This window comes from Streptomyces sp. R-74717 (genome assembly GCF_047305335.1).
GTDB classification, from domain to species: Bacteria; Actinomycetota; Actinomycetes; order Streptomycetales; family Streptomycetaceae; genus Streptomyces; species Streptomyces atratus.
Window position 1 is genome coordinate 8673369 of record NZ_CP102361.1, and the last position, 20873, is coordinate 8694241.

2 protein-coding genes are annotated in these 20873 nt (G+C 68.5%); both read left to right on the forward strand.

Features of this window, described 5'->3' with window-relative positions:
• The first annotated feature begins 1 nt into the window (after window position 1).
• Complete coding sequence (locus NRF20_RS39385) at window positions 2–20059, forward strand: SDR family NAD(P)-dependent oxidoreductase (protein WP_413754658.1); 20058 nt, start codon at window positions 2–4, stop codon at window positions 20057–20059.
• Complete coding sequence (locus NRF20_RS39390; protein WP_398634308.1) at window positions 20059–20829, forward strand: thioesterase II family protein; 771 nt, start codon at window positions 20059–20061, stop codon at window positions 20827–20829. The genes NRF20_RS39385 and NRF20_RS39390 overlap by 1 nt, the downstream gene beginning before the upstream one ends.
• Window positions 20830–20873 lie beyond the last annotated feature (44 nt).

Consider the following 20873-nt stretch of genomic DNA (forward strand, 5'->3'; position numbering starts at 1 on the left):
ACTGGTCGAGTATCTCCGCTGGACGACTGCCGAGCTGCACACGACCCGCGCCAAACTGCAAGCAAGCACCGAGGCCGGCAACCAGCCGTTGGCGATTGTGGGTATGGCGTGTCGGCTGCCGGGTGGGGTGTCGTCGCCGGAGGATCTGTGGCGGCTGGTCGAGTCGGGTACGGACGCGATCTCCGACTTCCCCACCGACCGCGGCTGGGACCTGGACAACCTGTACGACCCGGATTCCGATACGCCTGGTGAGGGTGAGGCTTACAGCGCGCAGGGTGGTTTCCTGGACGCGGCGGGGTTCGACGCGGCGTTCTTCGGGATCAGCCCGCGCGAGGCGCAGGCGATGGACCCCCAGCAGCGGCTGGTGCTGGAAACATCGTGGGAAGCGTTCGAGCGCGCTGGTATCGACCCGGGTGCGATGCGGGGCAGCCACACCGGTGTGTTCATGGGTGCCATGGCCAACGGGTACGGAGCGGGTGCCGACCTTGGTGGATTTGGCGCCACCGCCGGTGCGGGAAGTGTGCTGTCCGGCCGAATCTCGTATCTGTTCGGGCTTGAGGGTCCGGCGATGACGGTGGACACGGCGTGTTCGTCGTCGCTCGTCGCCTTGCACCAGGCCGCCTATTCGCTCCGGCAGGGCGAGTGCTCGCTGGCGTTGGTCGGCGGCGTGACCGTCATGGCCACGACACAGACGTTTGTGGAGTTCGCACGGCAGCGCGGTCTGGCGGTTGACGGGCGTAGCAAGGCGTTCGCTGACGCGGCGGATGGTGCGGGCTGGGCCGAGGGCGTCGGGGTGCTCGTGGTGGAGCGCCTGTCGGATGCTCAGGCCAAGGGCCACCAGGTATTGGCGGTGGTGCGAGGTTCGGCGGTCAACCAGGACGGCGCTTCCAACGGCCTGACCGCGCCGAACGGTCCGTCGCAGCAGCGAGTGATCCGACAAGCGCTGGACAACGCCGGTCTGTCGAGTGCTGATGTGGATGTGGTCGAGGCGCACGGCACAGGTACGACGCTCGGTGACCCGATCGAAGCCCAAGCCCTCATCGCCACCTATGGTCAAGACCGTGAACAGCCCGTTCTGCTGGGTTCGTTGAAGTCGAACATCGGTCACGCGCAGGCGGCTGCGGGTGTGTCGGGTGTCATCAAGATGGTGATGGCGTTGCAGCACGGTGTTGTGCCGCGCACGTTGCATGTGGATTCACCGTCGCGGCATGTGGACTGGACCGCCGGCGCGGTGGAGCTGGTCACGGAGAACCAGCCGTGGCCGGTGATGGAGCGGGCGCGTCGGGTGGGTGTGTCGTCGTTCGGGATCAGTGGCACGAACGCGCACGTCATTTTGGAGAGCGCACCGGACCCGGACCTGCCGTTGGTGGAGACCGAGGAGACTCCGGCACCGGTCGTGGCCTCGGATCTGGTGCCGCTGGTGATCTCGGCGAAGTCCCCTTCGGCTCTTGTTGAGTTCGAGGGCCGGCTGCGTGCTTACCTGGCTGCTGCGCCTGGGGTGGATGTGCGGGCGGTGGCGTCGACGCTGGCCGGGACGCGGTCGGTGTTCGAGCACCGCGCTGTCCTGTTGGGTGACGACACGGTCACCGGTACCGGCACTGGGCCCGGCGCTGCGGTGTCTGGTCCGCGGGTGGTGTTTGTGTTCCCGGGGCAGGGCTGGCAGTGGCTGGGGATGGGCAGTGGCCTGCGGGAGACGTCGGCGGTGTTCGCCGGCCGGTTGGCCGAGTGTGCGGCCGCGTTGAGTGAGTTCGTGGACTGGGATCTGCTCACTGTTCTGGATGATCCCTCGGTGGTTGACCGGGTTGATGTGCTTCAGCCGGCGTGCTGGGCGGTCATGGTGTCGCTCGCCGCTGTGTGGCAGGAGGCCGGTGTCAGTCCCGACGCGGTGATCGGTCACTCCCAGGGGGAGATCGCCGCTGCCTGCGTCGCCGGAGCAGTCACCCTGCGGGACGCGGCCCGGATCGTGGCACTGCGCAGCAAGCTGATCGCCCACCGTCTGGCGGGGCAGGGTGCCATGGCGTCCATCGCGCTGCCTGCGGACGAGATCGCGCTGAGTGACGGGGCGGTGGTCGCGGCCTGCAACGGTCTGGCCGCTACCGTCATCGCGGGCACTTCCCAGGCCGTGGACCGTGTGCTGGCCGTCCATGAAGGGCAGGGGGCGCGGGTCCGGCGGATCACCGTGGACTACGCCTCGCACAGTCCGCAGGTCGAGGAGATCCGTACCGAGCTGCTCGACATCCTCAGCACCACCGACTCACAGGTACCAGTGGTGCCGTGGCTGTCGACCGTTGACGGCACCTGGGTCGAACAACCCCTGGACTCCGACTACTGGTACCGCAACCTGCGGGAACCGGTCAGCTTCCACCCCGCCGTAGACTTGCTCCAGAACATGGGCGAGACGGTGTTTGTCGAGGTCAGCGCCAGCCCGACACTGACACCCGCCATGGACGCCACCACCGTCGCCACGCTACGCCGCGACAACGACACCCCCCAGCAGATACTCACCGCCCTCGCCGAAGCCCACATCCACGGCGTGAACATCCACTGGCCAGCAGTTGTGGGCACCACCACCACACCGGTGCTGGACCTGCCCACCTACGCCTTCCAGCACCAGCGCTACTGGACCTCGGGGAGCCCGGCCCGGCTCGCCGGTGACGGTCATCCGCTGCTGGGTACGGTCGTGGCGTTGCCGGGCTCCGACGGTGTGGTGCTGACCGGCCGGGTATCGCTGGCCACCCATGCTTGGCTGGCCGACCACGCCGTGCGCGGCACCGTCCTCCTGCCCGGTACCGGATTCGTGGAACTTGTGGCCCAAGCCGCCGCCGAGGCCGATTGCGAGGTTGTCGACGAGCTGGTGATCGAGACCCCGCTGTTGCTGGACCCGGCTGGCGGCGTACAACTGTCCGTGACCGTCGGTGAGGCCGACAGCGACGGACATCGACCGGTAACCGTGTACTCCCAGACAGACCACAGCGACGCCTGGACCCGGCACGTCACCGCCACCATCAGCCCCGCCGTCGACACCCTCTCGATGCCCGAGTTCCCCGTGTGGCCGCCGGTAGACGCGGAACCGATCGACGTCACCACCTTCTACGACGACCTGGCAGCCACCGGCTACGAATACGGACCCGCCTTCCAAGGCCTGCAAGCCGCCTGGCGTGACCGGGACACCGTCTACGCCGAGGTTGTTCTGGCCGAGGACCAGGCCCAGGACGCGGCACGATTCACCCTGCACCCCGCACTACTGGACGCCGCCCTGCATGCCAGTGTCCTACGCGAGTCCGGCACCGGGCAGGAGGTACGGCTGCCGTTCTCCTGGAGCCAGGTTCAGTTCCACGCCACCAGCCCGGCGATGCTGCGCGTGATGCTGACACCGGCAGCGGACGGCTGGAACGTACGTGTCGCTGACGACACCGGCCGACCGGTAGCCACCATCGGCGCCCTGACCACCCGGCCCGTAACCGCCGACACACTCGGCACCAGCGCCAGCGACCTGCTCGCCCTGACCTGGAGCGAGATCCCGGCGCCCGAGCACACCGATGTGACGATCGGCCGGTTCGAAGACCTCACAGAAGACGACGACATGCCAGTGCCGGACGTGGTCGTATGCACCGCCCTCACCGACACCACCGACGACCCGCTGACGCACACCCGCACGCTGACCGCCCAGGTGTTGCAGACCGTTCAGCAGTGGCTAGCTGGTGAGCGTTTCAGCGACAGCACTCTCGTCGTGCGGACGGGTACGGATCTGGCCGGGGCTGCGGTGTCGGGCCTGATGCGCTCCACCCAGTCCGAACACCCCGGCCGATTCATCCTCGTGGAAAGCGACGACGCCGACCTCAGTCCGGAGCAACTGGCCGCGACCGCCGGACTGGACGAGCCTCGGCTGCGCATCAACGGCGACCGCTACGAGGTACCACGACTGATCCGAAGGGATACCTCGCTCGCGGTTCTGGAAGACCGCGCGTGGGTGCTTGACAAGCCTCGCAGCAGAACACTTCAAGACCTCTCCCTGGTTCCCACCGATAGCGCAGAAAGGCCCTTGCAACCCGGTCAAGTACGTGTGGACGTACGCGCCGCCGGTCTGAACTTCCGCGATGTTCTGATCGCGTTGGGCAAGTATCCCGGTGACGCCGTGATGGGCGGCGAAGCCGCGGGGGTCGTCCTTGAGGTCGGCCCCGAAGTGGACGACCTGAGCCCGGGTGATCGGGTCTTCGGTGTGGTGAGTGGCGGGTTCGGGCCGGTCGCGATCGCCGATCGTCGGCTGCTGGCCGTGATGCCCGAGGACTGGTCCTTCACCACAGCGGCATCCGTCCCTGTCATTTTCGCCACCGCCTACTACGGATTGGTCGACCTGGCCGGACTGAGCGCCGGCGAATCCGTACTGATCCACGCCGCCGCAGGTGGCGTAGGCATGGCCGCGACCCAACTCGCCCACCACCTCGGCGCACACATCTACGCGACCGCGAGCAACGGCAAACAGCACCTGTTGCGTGCCGCCGGAATCGACGACGACCGGATCGCCAACTCCCGCACCACCGAGTTCCGGGACGCATTCCTGGACAGCACCGGCAGTCGCGGTGTCGATGTGGTCCTGAACTCGCTCAGCGGTGAATTCGTCGACGCCTCACTCGAGCTGCTGGTGCACGGCGGCCGGTTCGTCGAAATGGGCAAGACCGACATCCGTGACGCGGACCGGATCGCCGCCGAACGGCCCGGCACCACCTATCAGGCGTTCGACCTTCTGGATGCCGGCCCCAACCGTTTGCGCGAGATCCTCACCGAACTCCTCGCCCTGTTCGACCAAGGCGTCCTCAACCCGCTGCCGGTACAAGCCTGGGACATCCGCCAGGCCCGCGAAGTGTTCAGCTGGATGAGCCGCGCCCGCCACACCGGCAAACTCGTCCTCACCATCCCCCAGCGGATCGACCGCGACGGCACGGTGCTGATCACCGGTGGTTCGGGGGTTCTGGCGGGTATCGTCGCCCGTCACGTGGTCACCGAGTACCAGGCCCGTCGTCTGCTGTTGGTGTCGCGTAGTGCTCCGAGTGAAGCGCTGGTCAGTGAGTTGTCCGGGCTGGGTGCTGAGGTCGCGGTGGCGGCGTGTGATGTGTCCGATCGTGCCGCGGTGGCGCAGGTCCTTGCGGGAGTGCCGTCGGAGCATCCGTTGACCGCGGTGATCCACACCGCAGGTGCACTGGATGACGGTGTGGTGGAGTCGCTGACTCCGCAGCGGTTGGACGTGGTGTTGCGGGCCAAGGGCGATGGTGCCTGGCACCTGCACGAACTCACCCGTGACATGGATCTGGCCGCGTTCGTCCTGTATTCCTCGGCTGCTGGTGTCATGGGCACTCCGGGGCAGGGCAACTATGCGGCGGCCAACGCGTTCCTGGACGCGCTCGCCGATCAGCGCCGTGCCGAGGGCCTGCCCGCACTCTCCCTGGCCTGGGGTCTGTGGGAGGACACCAGTGCGCTGACCGCGAAGCTGACCGGCACCGATCGTGACCGGCTGCGCCGCGGCGGTGCGCAGACGATTACCGCCGAGCACGGAATGCGGATGTACGACACCGCGATCCGGCAGGGGGAGTCCCTCCTGCTCGCTGCTCCGATGACCCCGGCCCGGGACGGCGACGGCGAAGTTCCCGCCCTGCTGCGTTCGTTGCACCGCACGGTTGCCCGGCGGGCTTCCGCCGGTGGAGCGTCGTCGGTGCAGTGGCTCGCCGGCCTGGCACCCGAGGAGCGCAAGCAGGCCCTGCTCAAGGTGGTACGTGACAGCGCCGCGGCGGTGCTCGGTCACGCCGGTACTGACACGGTGCCCGTGACTGCCGCGTTCAAGGACCTGGGTCTGGATTCACTGACCGCCGTAGAGCTGCGCAACAGCCTGGGCAAGAGCACGGGCCTGCGATTGCCGGCCACGATGGTGTTCGACTACCCGAACCCGACCACGCTGGCCACCCGGCTCGACGAGCTGCTCATCGGGGCGGATTCCGCACCGGCGCGTGACGTGAAAGCTCCGGTGCGGGTGGTCACGGATGAGCCGTTGGCGATTGTGGGTATGGCGTGTCGCCTGCCCGGCGGAGTGTCCTCACCGGAGGACTTGTGGCGGCTGGTCGAGTCGGGCACGGACGCGATCTCCGACTTCCCGACCGATCGCGGCTGGGACATCGAGAACCTGTACGACTCGGACCAGGACGCGTCTGGTAAGGGTTACCGCGTGCAAGGTGGATTCCTGGACCGGGCCGCCGAGTTCGATGCGTCGTTCTTCGGGATCAGCCCGCGTGAGGCGCTGGCCATGGACCCGCAGCAGCGGCTGGTGCTGGAAGCCTCCTGGGAGGCGTTCGAGCGGGCCGGCATCGACCCGGGTGCGATGCGGGGCAGTGACACCGGCGTGTTCATGGGCGCCTTCAGCAGTGGGTACGGCACCGGTGCCGATTTTGGCGCGTTCGGTGCGACCTCGGCCGCGGTGAGTGTGCTGTCGGGCCGGGTGTCGTACTTTTTCGGGCTTGAGGGTCCGGCGATGACGGTGGACACGGCGTGTTCGTCGTCGCTCGTCGCCTTGCACCAGGCGGGATATGCCCTGCGGCAGGGCGAGTGTTCGCTGGCGTTGGTCGGTGGCGTAACCGTGATGAGCACGCCCCTCACCTTCGCGGAGTTCGCGCGGCAGCGTGGTCTGGCGGCTGATGGGCGTAGCAAGGCGTTCGCTGACGCGGCGGATGGTGCGGGGTTCTCCGAGGGTGTCGGTGTCCTTGTGGTTGAGCGCCTGTCGGATGCTCGGGCCAAGGGGCATCGGGTATTGGCGGTGGTGCGTGGTTCGGCGGTCAACCAGGATGGCGCGTCGAACGGTCTGTCGGCGCCGAACGGTCCGTCGCAGCAGCGGGTGATCCGATCCGCGCTGGCCAATGCCGGTCTGGCACCGGACGAGGTCGACGCGGTCGAGGCGCACGGCACGGGTACGAGGTTGGGTGATCCGATCGAGGCCCAGGCGGTTCTCGCGACTTATGGTCAGGACCGTGAACAGCCGCTGCTTTTGGGTTCGTTGAAGTCGAACATCGGTCATACACAGGCGGCTGCGGGTGTGTCGGGTGTCATCAAGATGGTGATGGCGTTGCAGCACGGTGTTGTGCCGCGCACGTTGCATGTGGATTCACCGTCGCGGCATGTGGACTGGACCGCCGGCGCGGTGGAGCTGGTCACGGAGAACCAGCCGTGGCCGGTGATGGAGCGGGCGCGTCGGGTGGGTGTGTCGTCGTTCGGGATCAGTGGCACGAACGCGCACGTCATCCTCGAAAGCGCACCGGACCTGCCGTTGGTGGAGACCGAGGAGACTCCGGCACCGGTCGTGGCCTCGGATCTGGTGCCGCTGGTGATCTCGGCGAAGTCCCCTTCGGCTCTTGTTGAGTTCGAGGGCCGGCTGCGTGCTTACCTGGCTGCTGCGCCTGGGGTGGATGTGCGGGCGGTGGCGTCGACGCTGGCCGGGACGCGGTCGGTGTTCGAGCACCGCGCTGTCCTGTTGGGTGACGACACGGTCACCGGTACCGGCACTGGGCCCGGCGCTGCGGTGTCTGGTCCGCGGGTGGTGTTTGTGTTCCCGGGGCAGGGCTGGCAGTGGCTGGGGATGGGCAGTGGCCTGCGGGAGACGTCGGCGGTGTTCGCCGGCCGGTTGGCCGAGTGTGCGGCCGCGTTGAGTGAGTTCGTGGACTGGGATCTGCTCACTGTTCTGGATGATCCCTCGGTGGTTGACCGGGTTGATGTGCTTCAGCCGGCGTGCTGGGCGGTCATGGTGTCGCTCGCCGCTGTGTGGCAGGAGGCCGGTGTCAGTCCCGACGCGGTGATCGGTCACTCCCAGGGGGAGATCGCCGCTGCCTGCGTCGCCGGAGCAGTCACCCTGCGGGACGCGGCCCGGATCGTGGCACTGCGCAGCAAGCTGATCGCCCACCGTCTGGCGGGGCAGGGTGCCATGGCGTCCATCGCGCTGCCTGCGGACGAGATCGCGCTGAGTGACGGGGCGGTGGTCGCGGCCTGCAACGGTCTGGCCGCTACCGTCATCGCGGGCACTTCCCAGGCCGTGGACCGTGTGCTGGCCGTCCATGAGGGGCAGGGGGCGCGGGTCCGGCGGATCACCGTGGACTACGCCTCGCACAGTCCGCAGGTCGAGGAGATCCGTACCGAGCTGCTCGACATCCTCAGCACCACCGACTCACAGGTACCAGTGGTGCCGTGGCTGTCGACCGTTGACGGCACCTGGGTCGAACAACCCCTGGACTCCGACTACTGGTACCGCAACCTGCGGGAACCGGTCAGCTTCCACCCCGCCGTAGACTTGCTCCAGAACATGGGCGAGACGGTGTTTGTCGAGGTCAGCGCCAGCCCGACACTGACACCCGCCATGGACGCCACCACCGTCGCCACGCTACGCCGCGACAACGACACCCCCCAGCAGATACTCACCGCCCTCGCCGAAGCCCACATCCACGGCGTGAACATCCACTGGCCAGCAGTTGTGGGTGCTACCGAGGTGCGGGTGCTGGACCTGCCGACGTATGCGTTTGAGCGTCAGCGGTATTGGGCGGTCAGTGGTGGGCGGTCGGTGGGTGAGGGGCATCCGTTGCTGGGGTCGGCGGTGCGGCTGGCCGAGGCCAGTGGTGTGCTGTTCACGTCAGGGGTTTCGGCGCTCGGTGAGCTGTGGCTGCGGGACCAGGCAGTCCTGCCGGTGGCGGCTTTCGCGGAGATGGCCCTGGCCGCGGGGGACGAGGTCGGGGCCGATCTGGTCGAGGAACTGACCGTGGACGCACTGCTGCGGATGACGGACGACACTGCCCAGATGCAGACCTGGGTGAGCGAACCCGACGAGAACGGCAAGCGCCGGCTGAGTATCCACGCCCGCTACGACGAAGGCGAGCCCTGGACCCGCCTTGCCACCGCCACCCTTGCCACCGCCACCACACCCGTCACTCCGGGTTGGCGGGCTGAGCAGGAGTGGCCGCCGGCCGGTGCCGTACCCGTGGAAGCGGCAATACCGGCATGGCGCCGAGGCGGTGAACTGTTCACCGAAACCGTTCTGGAGGACCTCCAGGACACCGACAAATACACCCTGCACCCCACCCTGATGAGTACCGCTCTCAGCCTCGCCGGTGAGAGCGCCGCCGTCTGGAACGACGTGGCCCTGCACGCCGGCAACGCCACCCAACTCCGCATACAACTCACCCCGAACGGTGACGGCACCTTGTCCGTCAGGGCTACGGACAGCACGGGGCTTCCCGTCCTGTCCGCCCGCGCCCTGACCCTGCGCCCCGTCCCCGTCCACGAACCCACCACCACCGCCACCAGCGGCCTGCTCTCCGTCACCTGGACCCCACTCCCCACTCCAGAGCAGAACAACAGCCTCACCACAGCCCGCTTCGAAGACCTCACAGACACCGATGACGTGCCGGTGCCGGACGTGGTCGTATGCACCGCCCTCACCGACACCAGCAACGACCCGCTGACGCACACCCGCACGCTGACCGGTCGGGTGTTGCAGGCCGTCCAGCAATGGCTCACCGAGGAACGCTTCAACGACAGCACGTTGGTCGTGCGGACGGGTACGGATCTGGCCGGGGCCGCGGTGTCGGGCCTGATGCGCTCCACCCAGTCCGAACACCCCGGCCGATTCATCCTCGTGGAAAGCGACGACGCCGACCTCACCATGAAGCAGTTGGCCGCGACCGCCGGGCTCGACGAACCCCGCCTGCGCATCAACGGCAACCGCTACGAAGCACCACGACTGACCCGCACCACCACCCCAGCACCCGCCCCGGCTGAAGAGACGGTCTGGGACCCCGACGGCACAGTCCTCATCACCGGCGGCTCGGGAGTCCTGGCCGGCATCATCGCCCGCCACCTGGTAACCGACAAGCAAGTCCGCCATCTGCTGTTGGTGTCGCGTAGTGCTCCGAGCGAAGCGCTGGTCAGTGAGTTGACCGAGCTGGGTGCCCAGGTCGCGGTGACGGCGTGTGATGTCTCCGATCGTGCCGCAGTGGCCCAGGCCCTCGCGGGTGTGGCGTCGGAGCATCCGCTGACAGCGGTGATCCACACCGCAGGCGTGATTGATGACGGTGTGGTGGAGTCCCTGACTCCACAACGGTTCGACACCGTGCTGCGGCCCAAGGCCGACGCTGCCTGGCACCTGCACGAACTCACCCGTGACATGGATCTGGCCGCGTTCATCCTCTACTCCTCCGCCGCCGGCATAACCGGCAACGCCGGACAGGGCAACTACGCGGCGGCCAACGCCTTCCTCGACGCCCTCGCCATTCAGCGCCGCGCCGAAGGCCTGCCCGCACTCTCCCTGGCCTGGGGCCTGTGGGAAGACGTCAGCGGCCTGACCGCGAAGCTGACCGACACCGACCAGGACCGACTTCACCGTGGTGGTGCGCGGGCTCTCTCCGCCGAGCAGGGGATGGGGCTGTTCGACACCGCGACACGCTCCGGCGAGTCGCTTGTGCTGGCCGCCCCAATGACCCCGGTCCGGGACGGCGACGTACCCGCCCTGCTGCGCACGCTGTACCCCAAGGCCACACGGCGCACTGCCGCCGGTGGAGCGTCGTCGGCACAGTGGCTCGCCGGCCTGGCACCCGAAGAGCGCAAGCAGGCCCTGCTCAAGGTGGTACGTGACAGCGCGGCCAAGGTCCTCGGCCACGCCGATGCCCGTGACATCGCGGTGAATACCGCATTCCGGGATCTCGGCCTGGACTCACTGACCGCCGTGCAGGTACGCAACAGCCTGGCAAAAGCCACCGGACTACGCCTGCCGACCACAACAGTGTTCGACTACCCCAACCCGACCGCACTGGCCACCCACCTCGACGACCTCCTCGTCGGAGCGGGTTCCGCAACATCACGTCACGCGAAAACCCCAATGCGGGCGGTCACGGACGAACCCCTGGCGATCGTCGGCATGGCCTGCCGCCTGCCCGGCGGAGTGTCCTCACCGGAGGACCTGTGGCGGCTGGTCGAGTCAGGCACGGACGCGATCTCCGACTTCCCCACCGACCGCGGCTGGGACCTGGACAACCTGTACGACCCGGACCCCGACGCACCCGGCAAAACGTACTGCGTCCAGGGCTACTTCCTGGACGGCATCGCCGAGTTCGACGCCTCGTTCTTCGGGATCAGCCCACGCGAGGCGCAGGCCATGGACCCCCAGCAGCGGCTGGTGCTGGAAACCTCGTGGGAAGCGTTCGAACGAGCCGGTATCGACCCGAGTTCGATGCGGGGCAGTGACACCGGCGTGTTCATGGGCGCCTTCGGTAGTGGGTACGGCGCCGGTGCCGATCTCGGCGGATTTGGTATGACCGCCGGTGCGGGAAGTGTGCTGTCCGGCCGAGTGTCGTATCTCTTCGGGCTTGAGGGTCCGGCGATGACGGTGGACACGGCGTGTTCGTCTTCGCTGGTCGCTCTGCACCAGGCGAGTTCCGCACTGCGGCAGGGCGAGTGCTCACTCGCCCTCGTCGGCGGTACGACCGTGCTGGCCACGCCGTACGGTTTGGTGGAGATCTCCCGGCAGCGTGGCCTCGCGGCCGACGGCCGCAGCAAGGCATTCTCCGACGCCGCAGACGGTATGGGCTTCTCCGAGGGCGTCGGTGTGCTGGTGGTGGAGCGTCTGTCGGATGCTCGGGCCAAGGGCCACCAGGTGTTGGCGGTGGTGCGAGGTTCGGCGGTCAACCAGGACGGCGCTTCCAACGGCCTGACCGCGCCGAACGGTCCGTCGCAGCAGCGAGTGATCCGACAAGCGCTGGACAACGCCGGTCTGTCGAGTGCTGATGTGGATGTGGTCGAGGCGCACGGCACGGGTACGAGGTTGGGTGATCCGATCGAGGCCCAGGCGGTTCTCGCGACTTATGGTCAGGACCGTGAACAGCCTGTTCTGCTGGGTTCGTTGAAGTCGAACATCGGTCATACGCATGCGGCTGCGGGTGTGTCGGGTGTCATCAAGATGGTGATGGCGTTGCAGCACGGTGTTGTGCCGCGCACGTTGCATGTGGATTCACCGTCGCGGCATGTGGACTGGACCGCCGGCGCGGTGGAGCTGGTGACGGAGAACCAGCCGTGGCCGGTGATGGAGCGGGCGCGTCGGGTGGGTGTGTCGTCGTTCGGGATCAGTGGCACGAACGCGCACGTCATTTTGGAGAGCGCACCGGACCCGGATCTGCCGGTGGTGGAGACCGAGGAGACTCCGGCACCGGTCGTGGCCTCGGATCTGGTGCCGCTGGTGATCTCGGCGAAGTCCCCTTCGGCTCTTGTTGAGTTCGAGGGCCGGCTGCGTGCTTACCTGGCTGCTGCGCCTGGGGTGGATGTGCGGGCGGTGGCGTCGACGCTGGCCGGGACGCGGTCGGTGTTTGAGCACCGCGCTGTCCTGTTGGGTGACGACACGGTCACCGGTACCGGCACTGGGCCCGGCGCTGCGGTGTCTGGTCCGCGGGTGGTGTTTGTGTTCCCGGGGCAGGGCTGGCAGTGGCTGGGGATGGGCAGTGGCCTGCGGGAGACGTCGGCGGTGTTCGCCGGCCGGTTGGCCGAGTGTGCGGCCGCGTTGAGTGAGTTCGTGGACTGGGATCTGCTCACTGTTCTGGATGATCCCTCGGTGGTTGACCGGGTTGATGTGCTTCAGCCGGCGTGCTGGGCGGTCATGGTGTCGCTCGCCGCTGTGTGGCAGGAGGCCGGTGTCAGTCCCGACGCGGTGATCGGTCACTCCCAGGGGGAGATCGCCGCTGCCTGCGTCGCCGGAGCAGTCACCCTGCGGGACGCGGCCCGGATCGTGGCACTGCGCAGCAAGCTGATCGCCCACCGTCTGGCGGGGCAGGGTGCCATGGCGTCCATCGCGCTGCCTGCGGACGAGATCGCGCTGAGTGACGGGGCGGTGGTCGCGGCCTGCAACGGTCTGGCCGCTACCGTCATCGCGGGCACTTCCCAGGCCGTGGACCGTGTGCTGGCCGTCCATGAAGGGCAGGGGGCGCGGGTCCGGCGGATCACCGTGGACTACGCCTCGCACAGTCCGCAGGTCGAGGAGATCCGTACCGAGCTGCTCGACATCCTCAGCACCACCGACTCACAGGTACCAGTGGTGCCGTGGCTGTCGACCGTTGACGGCACCTGGGTCGAACAACCCCTGGACTCCGACTACTGGTACCGCAACCTGCGGGAACCGGTCAGCTTCCACCCCGCCGTAGACTTGCTCCAGAACATGGGCGAGACGGTGTTTGTCGAGGTCAGCGCCAGCCCGACACTGACACCCGCCATGGACGCCACCACCGTCGCCACGCTACGCCGCGACAACGACACCCCCCAGCAGATACTCACCGCCCTCGCCGAAGCCCACATCCACGGCGTGAACATCCACTGGCCAGCAGTTGTGGGCACCACCACCACACCGGTGCTGGACCTGCCCACCTACGCCTTCCAGCACCAGCGCTACTGGACCTCGGGGAGCCCGGCCCGGCTCGCCGGTGACGGTCATCCGCTGCTGGGTACGGTCGTGGCGTTGCCGGGCTCCGACGGTGTGGTGCTGACCGGCCGGGTATCGCTGGCCACCCATGCTTGGCTGGCCGACCACGCCGTGCGCGGCACCGTCCTCCTGCCCGGTACCGGATTCGTGGAACTTGTGGCCCAAGCCGCCGCCGAGGCCGATTGCGAGGTTGTCGACGAGCTGGTGATCGAGACCCCGCTGTTGCTGGACCCGGCTGGCGGCGTACAACTGTCCGTGACCGTCGGTGAGGCCGACAGCGACGGACATCGACCGGTAACCGTGTACTCCCAGACAGACCACAGCGACGCCTGGACCCGGCACGTCACCGCCACCATCAGCCCCGCCGTCGACACCCTCTCGATGCCCGAGTTCCCCGTGTGGCCGCCGGTAGACGCGGAACCGATCGACGTCACCACCTTCTACGACGACCTGGCAGCCACCGGCTACGAATACGGACCCGCCTTCCAAGGCCTGCAAGCCGCCTGGCGTGACCGGGACACCGTCTACGCCGAGGTTGTTCTGGCCGAGGACCAGGCCCAGGACGCGGCACGATTCACCCTGCACCCCGCACTACTGGACGCCGCCCTGCACACCTGCGTCCTGAACGCGGGCGACACCGGACAGGAAGTGCAGCTACCGTTCTCCTGGAGCCAAGTTCAGTTCCACGCCACCGGCGCTGCCATGCTGCGCGTCGCGGTGACACCGGCAGCGGACGGCTGGAACGTACGCGCCACCGACACCACCGGCCGACCGGTCGCCGTCATCGGCTCGCTGGTCACCCGATCGGTAACCGCCGACACACTCGGCACCGCCGGCACCGACGACCTCTACGCCGTGACGTGGACCGAACTCCCGGCCGTAGAGCCGAACAACAACCTCACCGCAGCCTGGTTCGAAGACCTGACAGACGACGATGACGTGCCGGTGCCGGACGTGGTCGTATGCACCGCGCTCGCCGACACCACCGACGACCCGCTGACGCAGACCCGCACGCTGACCGGTCGAACGTTGCAGGCCGTTCAGCAGTGGCTGTCCGGGGAACGTTTCAGCGACAGCACCCTGGTCGTGCGGACCGGTACAGATCTGGCCGGGGCCGCGGTGTCGGGCCTGATGCGCTCCACCCAGTCCGAACACCCCGGCCGATTCATCCTCGTGGAAAGCGACGACGCCGACCTCACCTTGGAACAACTCGCCGCGACCGCCGGGCTCGACGAACCCCGCCTGCGGATCGAGGCCGGCCGGATCGAAGCGCCACGGCTGACCCGCCCCGACAGCGCGCTCGCTGTTCCGCAGGAACGGGCCTGGCTTCTGGAACAGTCCCGCAACGGCACGCTGCAAGACCTCGGTCTGGTCCCCACCGACATCGCCGACAGGCAGCTGCTGCCCGGTGAAGTACGACTGAGCGTGCGCGCCGCCGGCCTGAACTTCCGCGACGTCGTCGTCGCGCTCGGCGTGGTCGCCGACACCCGTCTCGCGGGCAATGAAGCCGCCGGCGTCGTCCTTGAGGTCGGCTCCGAGGTGGACGACCTGCGCCCGGGAGACCGGGTGTTCGGATTTGTCGGAGGCGGCTTCGGGCCAGTGACGATCACGGATCGGCGTCTGCTGGCCGCCATACCCGAGGGCTGGTCGTTCACCACGGCGGCCTCGATTCCGATCGTGTTCGCCACCGCCTACTACGGGCTGGTCGACCTGGCCGGACTGAGCGCCGGCGAATCCGTACTGATCCACGCCGCCGCCGGCGGTGTGGGCATGGCCGCGACTCAACTCGCCCATCATCTCGGTGCGCAGGTATACGCGACCGCGAGCACCGGCAAACAGTACGTTCTCCACGAGGCCGGATTGCCCGACGCGCGGATTGCCGACTCCCGTACCACCGACTTCCGGAGCACGTTCCTGGACAGCACACAGGGCTGTGGTGTCGATGTCGTGCTGAACTCGCTCAGCGGCGAATTCATCGACGCTTCCCTCGACCTGCTGGTCGACGGCGGCCGGTTCATCGAGATGGGCAAGACCGATATCCGCGACGCGGACCGGATCGCCGCCGAACGGCCCGGCACCAGCTACCAGGCATTCGACCTGATGGGCGCCGGACCGCACCGGCTATGGGAGATCTTCACCGAATTGCTCGCCCTGTTCGAGCAGGGTGTACTGCGGCCGTTGCCGGTGCGGGCCTGGGACATCCGGCATGCCCGCGACGCGTTCAGTTGGATGAGCCGTGCCCGCCACACCGGCAAACTCGTCCTCACCATCCCCCGTCAGCCCGACCCCGACGGCACTGTCCTGATCACCGGCGGCTCGGGCGTCCTGGCCGGAATCCTCGCCCGGCACCTGGTAGCCGACAAGGGCGCCCGCCGGCTGCTGCTCGTATCGCGTGGCATGCCCGACGAGACGCTGATCAGCGAGCTGACCGAGCTGGGCGCCCACGTCGACACCGCGACCTGTGACGTGTCGGACCGGACCGGGCTGGCTCAGGTCCTGGCCGGCATATTGCCGGAACACCCCCTGACCGCAGTGATCCACACGGCCGGCACGACCGACGACGGTGTCGTCGAATCCCTCACCGCGCAACGGTTCGACACCGTGCTGCGGCCCAAGGCCGACGCCGCCTGGCATCTGCACGAGCTGACCCGCGACACCGACCTGGCGGCGTTCGTCCTGTATTCCGCCGGCGCCGGCATCGTAGGCAACCCTGGGCAGAGCAACTATGCGGCAGCCAACGCGTTCCTGGACGCTCTCGCCGAACAGAGGCGCGCGGAAGGCCTTCCCGCGCTCTCCTTGGCCTGGGGTCTGTGGGAAGACTCCAGCGGCCTGACCGCCAAACTCACCGGCACCGACCGCGACCGTATCGGCAAGGGCCAGCGGGCCATCTCCGCCGGGCACGGGATGCGGCTGTTCGACGCGGCGTCCTCGCACGGCGACTCGGTACTGTTCGCCGCCGCCATTGATCCGGTGGGGGAGGGCGACGTTCCTCCGCTGTTCCGTGCGCTCCGGACGGTGCGTCGTCCACAGGCCAGGGTCAAGGCGCGCGACGTCGGCCCCCAGCTCCTGAAGGATCGTCTCAACGGCCGTACGGGCATCGAACAGCACCGCGTCATGCTCGAACTCGTACTGGGACACGCGGCGTCCGTACTGGGCTACAGCGCTCCGGACGCGATCGCGGCGGACAGGCCCTTCAAGGATCTGGGCATGGACTCGCTGACGGCGATCGAGCTGCGCAATCACCTCGTGGCGGAAACCGGCTTGCGGCTGCCTGCCACGACGGCGTTCGATCATCCGACGGCGGACGATCTGGCCAAGCGTCTCCTGGCCGACGTCGGTATCGTGTCGGCGCCGCAGCGCTCCGCAGCGCAGATGGCGGCATCCGCGGTGGAGGTAGCGGCAGAGGCAGCGGTTCACCAACCGGCCACCGACGAGCCGTGGACGAACGAACCGATCGCCATCGTTTCGATGGCATGCCGGGTTCCGGGCGGGGTCGATTCCCCCGAGGGCCTGTGGCACCTCGTGGAGTCCGGTACGGACGCGATCTCCGACTTCCCCACCAACCGGGGATGGGATGTGGCGAACCTCTACTCGCCCGATCCGGACGCCGGCTACACGTCCTACTGCGTACAGGGCGGATTCCTGGACAGCGCGGCCGACTTCGACGCTACCTTCTTCGGCATCAGCCCGCGTGAGGCGCTGGGCATGGACCCGCAGCAGCGGCTGGTGCTGGAGGCCTCCTGGGAGGCGATCGAACGCGCGCAGATCGATCCGAGGTCCCTGCGCGGCAGCAACGTGGGTGTCTTCGTGGGCGGAGCGTCGCAAGGGTACGGAGCGAGCGCCAACGAGCAGCAGTCGAATGCGATCACCGGCGGCTCGAGCAGTCTGCTGTCCGGACGGGTGACGTACGCACTCGGGCTGGAGGGACCGGCCGTCACCGTGGACACCGCCTGCTCCTCCTCCCTGGTGGCCCTGCACCTCGCGAGCCAGTCACTGAGGCAGCGCGAGTGTTCGCTGGCGCTGGTGAGCGGGGTCTCGGTGATGGCCACACCCGACGTGTTCGTGGAGTTCTCCCGCCAGCGGGGCCTGGCGCCCGACGGCCGGTGCAAGTCGTTCTCCGCGTCGGCGGACGGCACGGGCTGGTCCGAGGGCGTGGGCGTCCTGGTGTTGGAGCGGCTCTCCGAGGCCACCCGGCTGGGGCACCGGGTCCTCGCCGTCGTACGGGGAAGCGCGGTGAACTCCGACGGTGCCTCGAACGGGCTGACCGCGCCCAACGGTGCTTCGCAGCAGCGGGTGATCCGGCAGGCGCTGGCCAACGCCGGTCTCACCGCGTCGCAGGTGGACGCCGTCGAGGCGCACGGCACCGGCACGACGCTCGGTGACCCCATCGAGGCGGAAGCCCTCCTGGCGACCTACGGGCAGGACCGCTCGACAACCGCGTGGCTCGGCTCGCTGAAGTCGAACATTGGCCACACCATGGCGGCCTCGGGCGTCCTCGGCGTGATCAAGATGGTGGAGGCGATGCGGCACGGTCTGCTCCCGCGGACCCTCCACGTGGACGAGCCGTCGCCGCACGTGGACTGGGCGTCGGGGGACATCGCTCTGCTGTCGGAGAGCCGGCCGTGGCCGGACGGCAGCACGCCGCGCCGGGCCGGTGTGTCCTCGTTCGGGATCAGCGGCACCAACGCGCACGTCGTGCTGGAGCAGTACCGGGACCCGGCCGGGCCGGACACGGCCACCGGGCCGGACACGCCGACGGGGTCGGACACGCAGACCGGGCCGGAGACGACCACCGAGCACGGGCCGCTCCCGCTGATGCTGTCGGCGCGTAGTCCGAAGGCGCTACGGGAGCAGGCCGGGCGGCTGCACGCCGCCCTCGTCGAGGCCCCGCGGTGGCGTCCGCTCGACATCGGCTACTCCCTCGCGACGACCCGGTCGAGCTTTGCGCACCGGGCCATCGCGGTGGGATCGGACCGCGAGGATCTGCTGCGCGCGCTGTCGCAGCTGGCGGACGGCGGCACGTCGCCCGCACTCGTCACCGCGACCGCCAAGGCCGGGCGGGTCGCGTTCCTGTTCGACGGGCAAGGCACCCAGCGGCTGGGGATGGGCAGCGGACTGTACGAGAGGTTCCCCGCCTTCGCGCGTACCTGGGACCTGGTGAGCGCCGCGTTCGACAAGCACCTCGAGCATTCGCTCACCGACGTCTTCCTTGGCCGGAGCGGCTCGGTGACGGCCGAGCTGGTCGACGACACCCTTTACGCACAGGCGGGCATCTTCACGATGGAGGTCGCGCTGTTCGAGCTGCTGGATGAGTGGGGCATACGCCCCGACTTCCTCACCGGGCACTCGATCGGCGAGGCAGCCGCCGCGTACGGCGCCGGGATGCTCTCGCTCGAAGACGTCACCACGTTGATCGTCGCCCGGGGACAAGCGCTGCGGTTGTCGCCGCCAGGAGCCATGGTGGCGCTGCGGGCGAGCGAGGAAGAGGCGCGGGAGTTCCTCGACCGCACGGGGGCCGCGCTGGATCTGGCCGCGGTCAACAGTCCGACGTCCGTGGTCGTGTCGGGCGCGCCCGACGCCGTTTCGGACTTCCGGGCCGCGTGGACGGAGTCCGGGCGGGAGGCCCGAGCGCTGAACGTCCGGCACGCTTTCCACTCCCGCCATGTGGAGGCCGGTCTCGGCCGGTTCCGTGAGGTGCTGGACTCGCTGACGTTCCGTGCACCGGTGCTGCCTGTGGTGTCCACCGTGACCGGCCGCCTGGTCGAACCGGCGGAGATGAGCACGCCGGAGTACTGGCTGCGCCAGGTCAGGCAGACGGTCCGCTTCCACGATGCCCTGCGCGAACTGTCCGGCCGAGGCGTGGGCACGTTCGTGGAGATCGGGCCTTCGGGCACGCTCGCGTCCGCCGGCCTGGAGTGTCTCGGTGGCGACGCCGCGTTCCACGCCGTCCAGCGCCCGCGATCGGCGGAGGACGTCTGTCTGATGACGGCCGTCGCGGAGCTGCACGCGGGCGGGACGGCGGTCGACTGGACGAAGGTCCTGGCCGGCGGCCGCAGGACGGATCTGCCGGTCTATCCGTTCCAGCACGAGGCCTACTGGCTCACCCCGGCCGCCCCCGAGGCTGCCGGCGTGACCGCTGCGGGCGTGACGGCCGCCGACGTGACGGCTGCCGACGTGTACGAGGAGCCCTCCTACGCGGAGGAGCCCCGTACCACGCTGGAACTCGTCTGCTCGGAGGCGGCGAACGTCCTGGGGATCACCGAACCCGGGATCATCCTGGAGGACTCGTCCTTCCTCGATCTGGGATTCGACTCGCTCGGCGCCATGCGGCTGCGCAATCGACTGTCGGAGCTGACCGAACTCGACCTGCCGGCCACCCTGCTGTTCGACAATCCCAACCCGACCGACTTGGCCGCCTATCTGGACGAGTTGACGGCCTCCGAAGTCGACGCGGCCGGTATTCAAGCCCTGCTGGAGGAAATCGACGAGTTGGACGAGGAAGCCATCGTGATGAGCGAGGCGGAACACACGGTCATCTCCGAACTGTTGGAGAAACTCGCAGCGAAATGGAGCCGTTGATGCAACTGAATCATGAGGGCATGGGCCCTGCCGTACTCGAGAAGTGGACCAGCGTTTTCACCCCGGCGCCGCAGAGCGCGGTGCGACTGGTGTGCCTGCCGCACGCGGGCGGATCGGCGAGCTTCTACTTGCCCGTGTCCCGGGCGCTCGCGCCGGACGTGGAGGTGCTGGCCGTGCAGTATCCGGGCCGGCAGGAGCGCCGTCTCGAACCCGGGATCGACAACGTCCCGGACTACGCGGACCGGATCTTCGAGATGCTCAAGGAGCTGACCGACAAGCCGCTGGCGCTGTTCGGGCACAGCATGGGAGCGATGCTCGCGTACGAGGTCGCGCTCCGCATGCGGCGGGCGGGTCTGCCCGCGCCGGTGCGGCTGTTCGCCTCCGGGCGGCGGGCGCCTTCCCGGCAGCGGCCGAACGAGCGGCTCCACGAGGGGACCGATGCCGAGATCATCGCCAAGGTGCGGCAGCTCGGCGGCCCCAACGCCGGGGTTCTGTCGAATCCCGAGATGCTGGAGCTGATCCTGCCGGCCATCCGGAACGACTACACCGCCGTCGAGACGTACCGGTACGAGCCCGGCCCCGTACTCGACTGCCCGGTCACCGTGCTCGTCGGCGACAACGACCCCGAGGTGACGATCGACGAGGCACATGCCTGGGCACAGCACACCACCGGTCCGTTCGACGTCGAGACCTTCCCAGGCGGCCATTTCTACCTGGCCGACCAGGGGCCGCGGGTCATCGACCTCGTACGCGGGACACTCGCGTCGTGAGCCCCGTCCCGCCGCACCCCCGTCCGCCGTTGGCCGCCGAACCG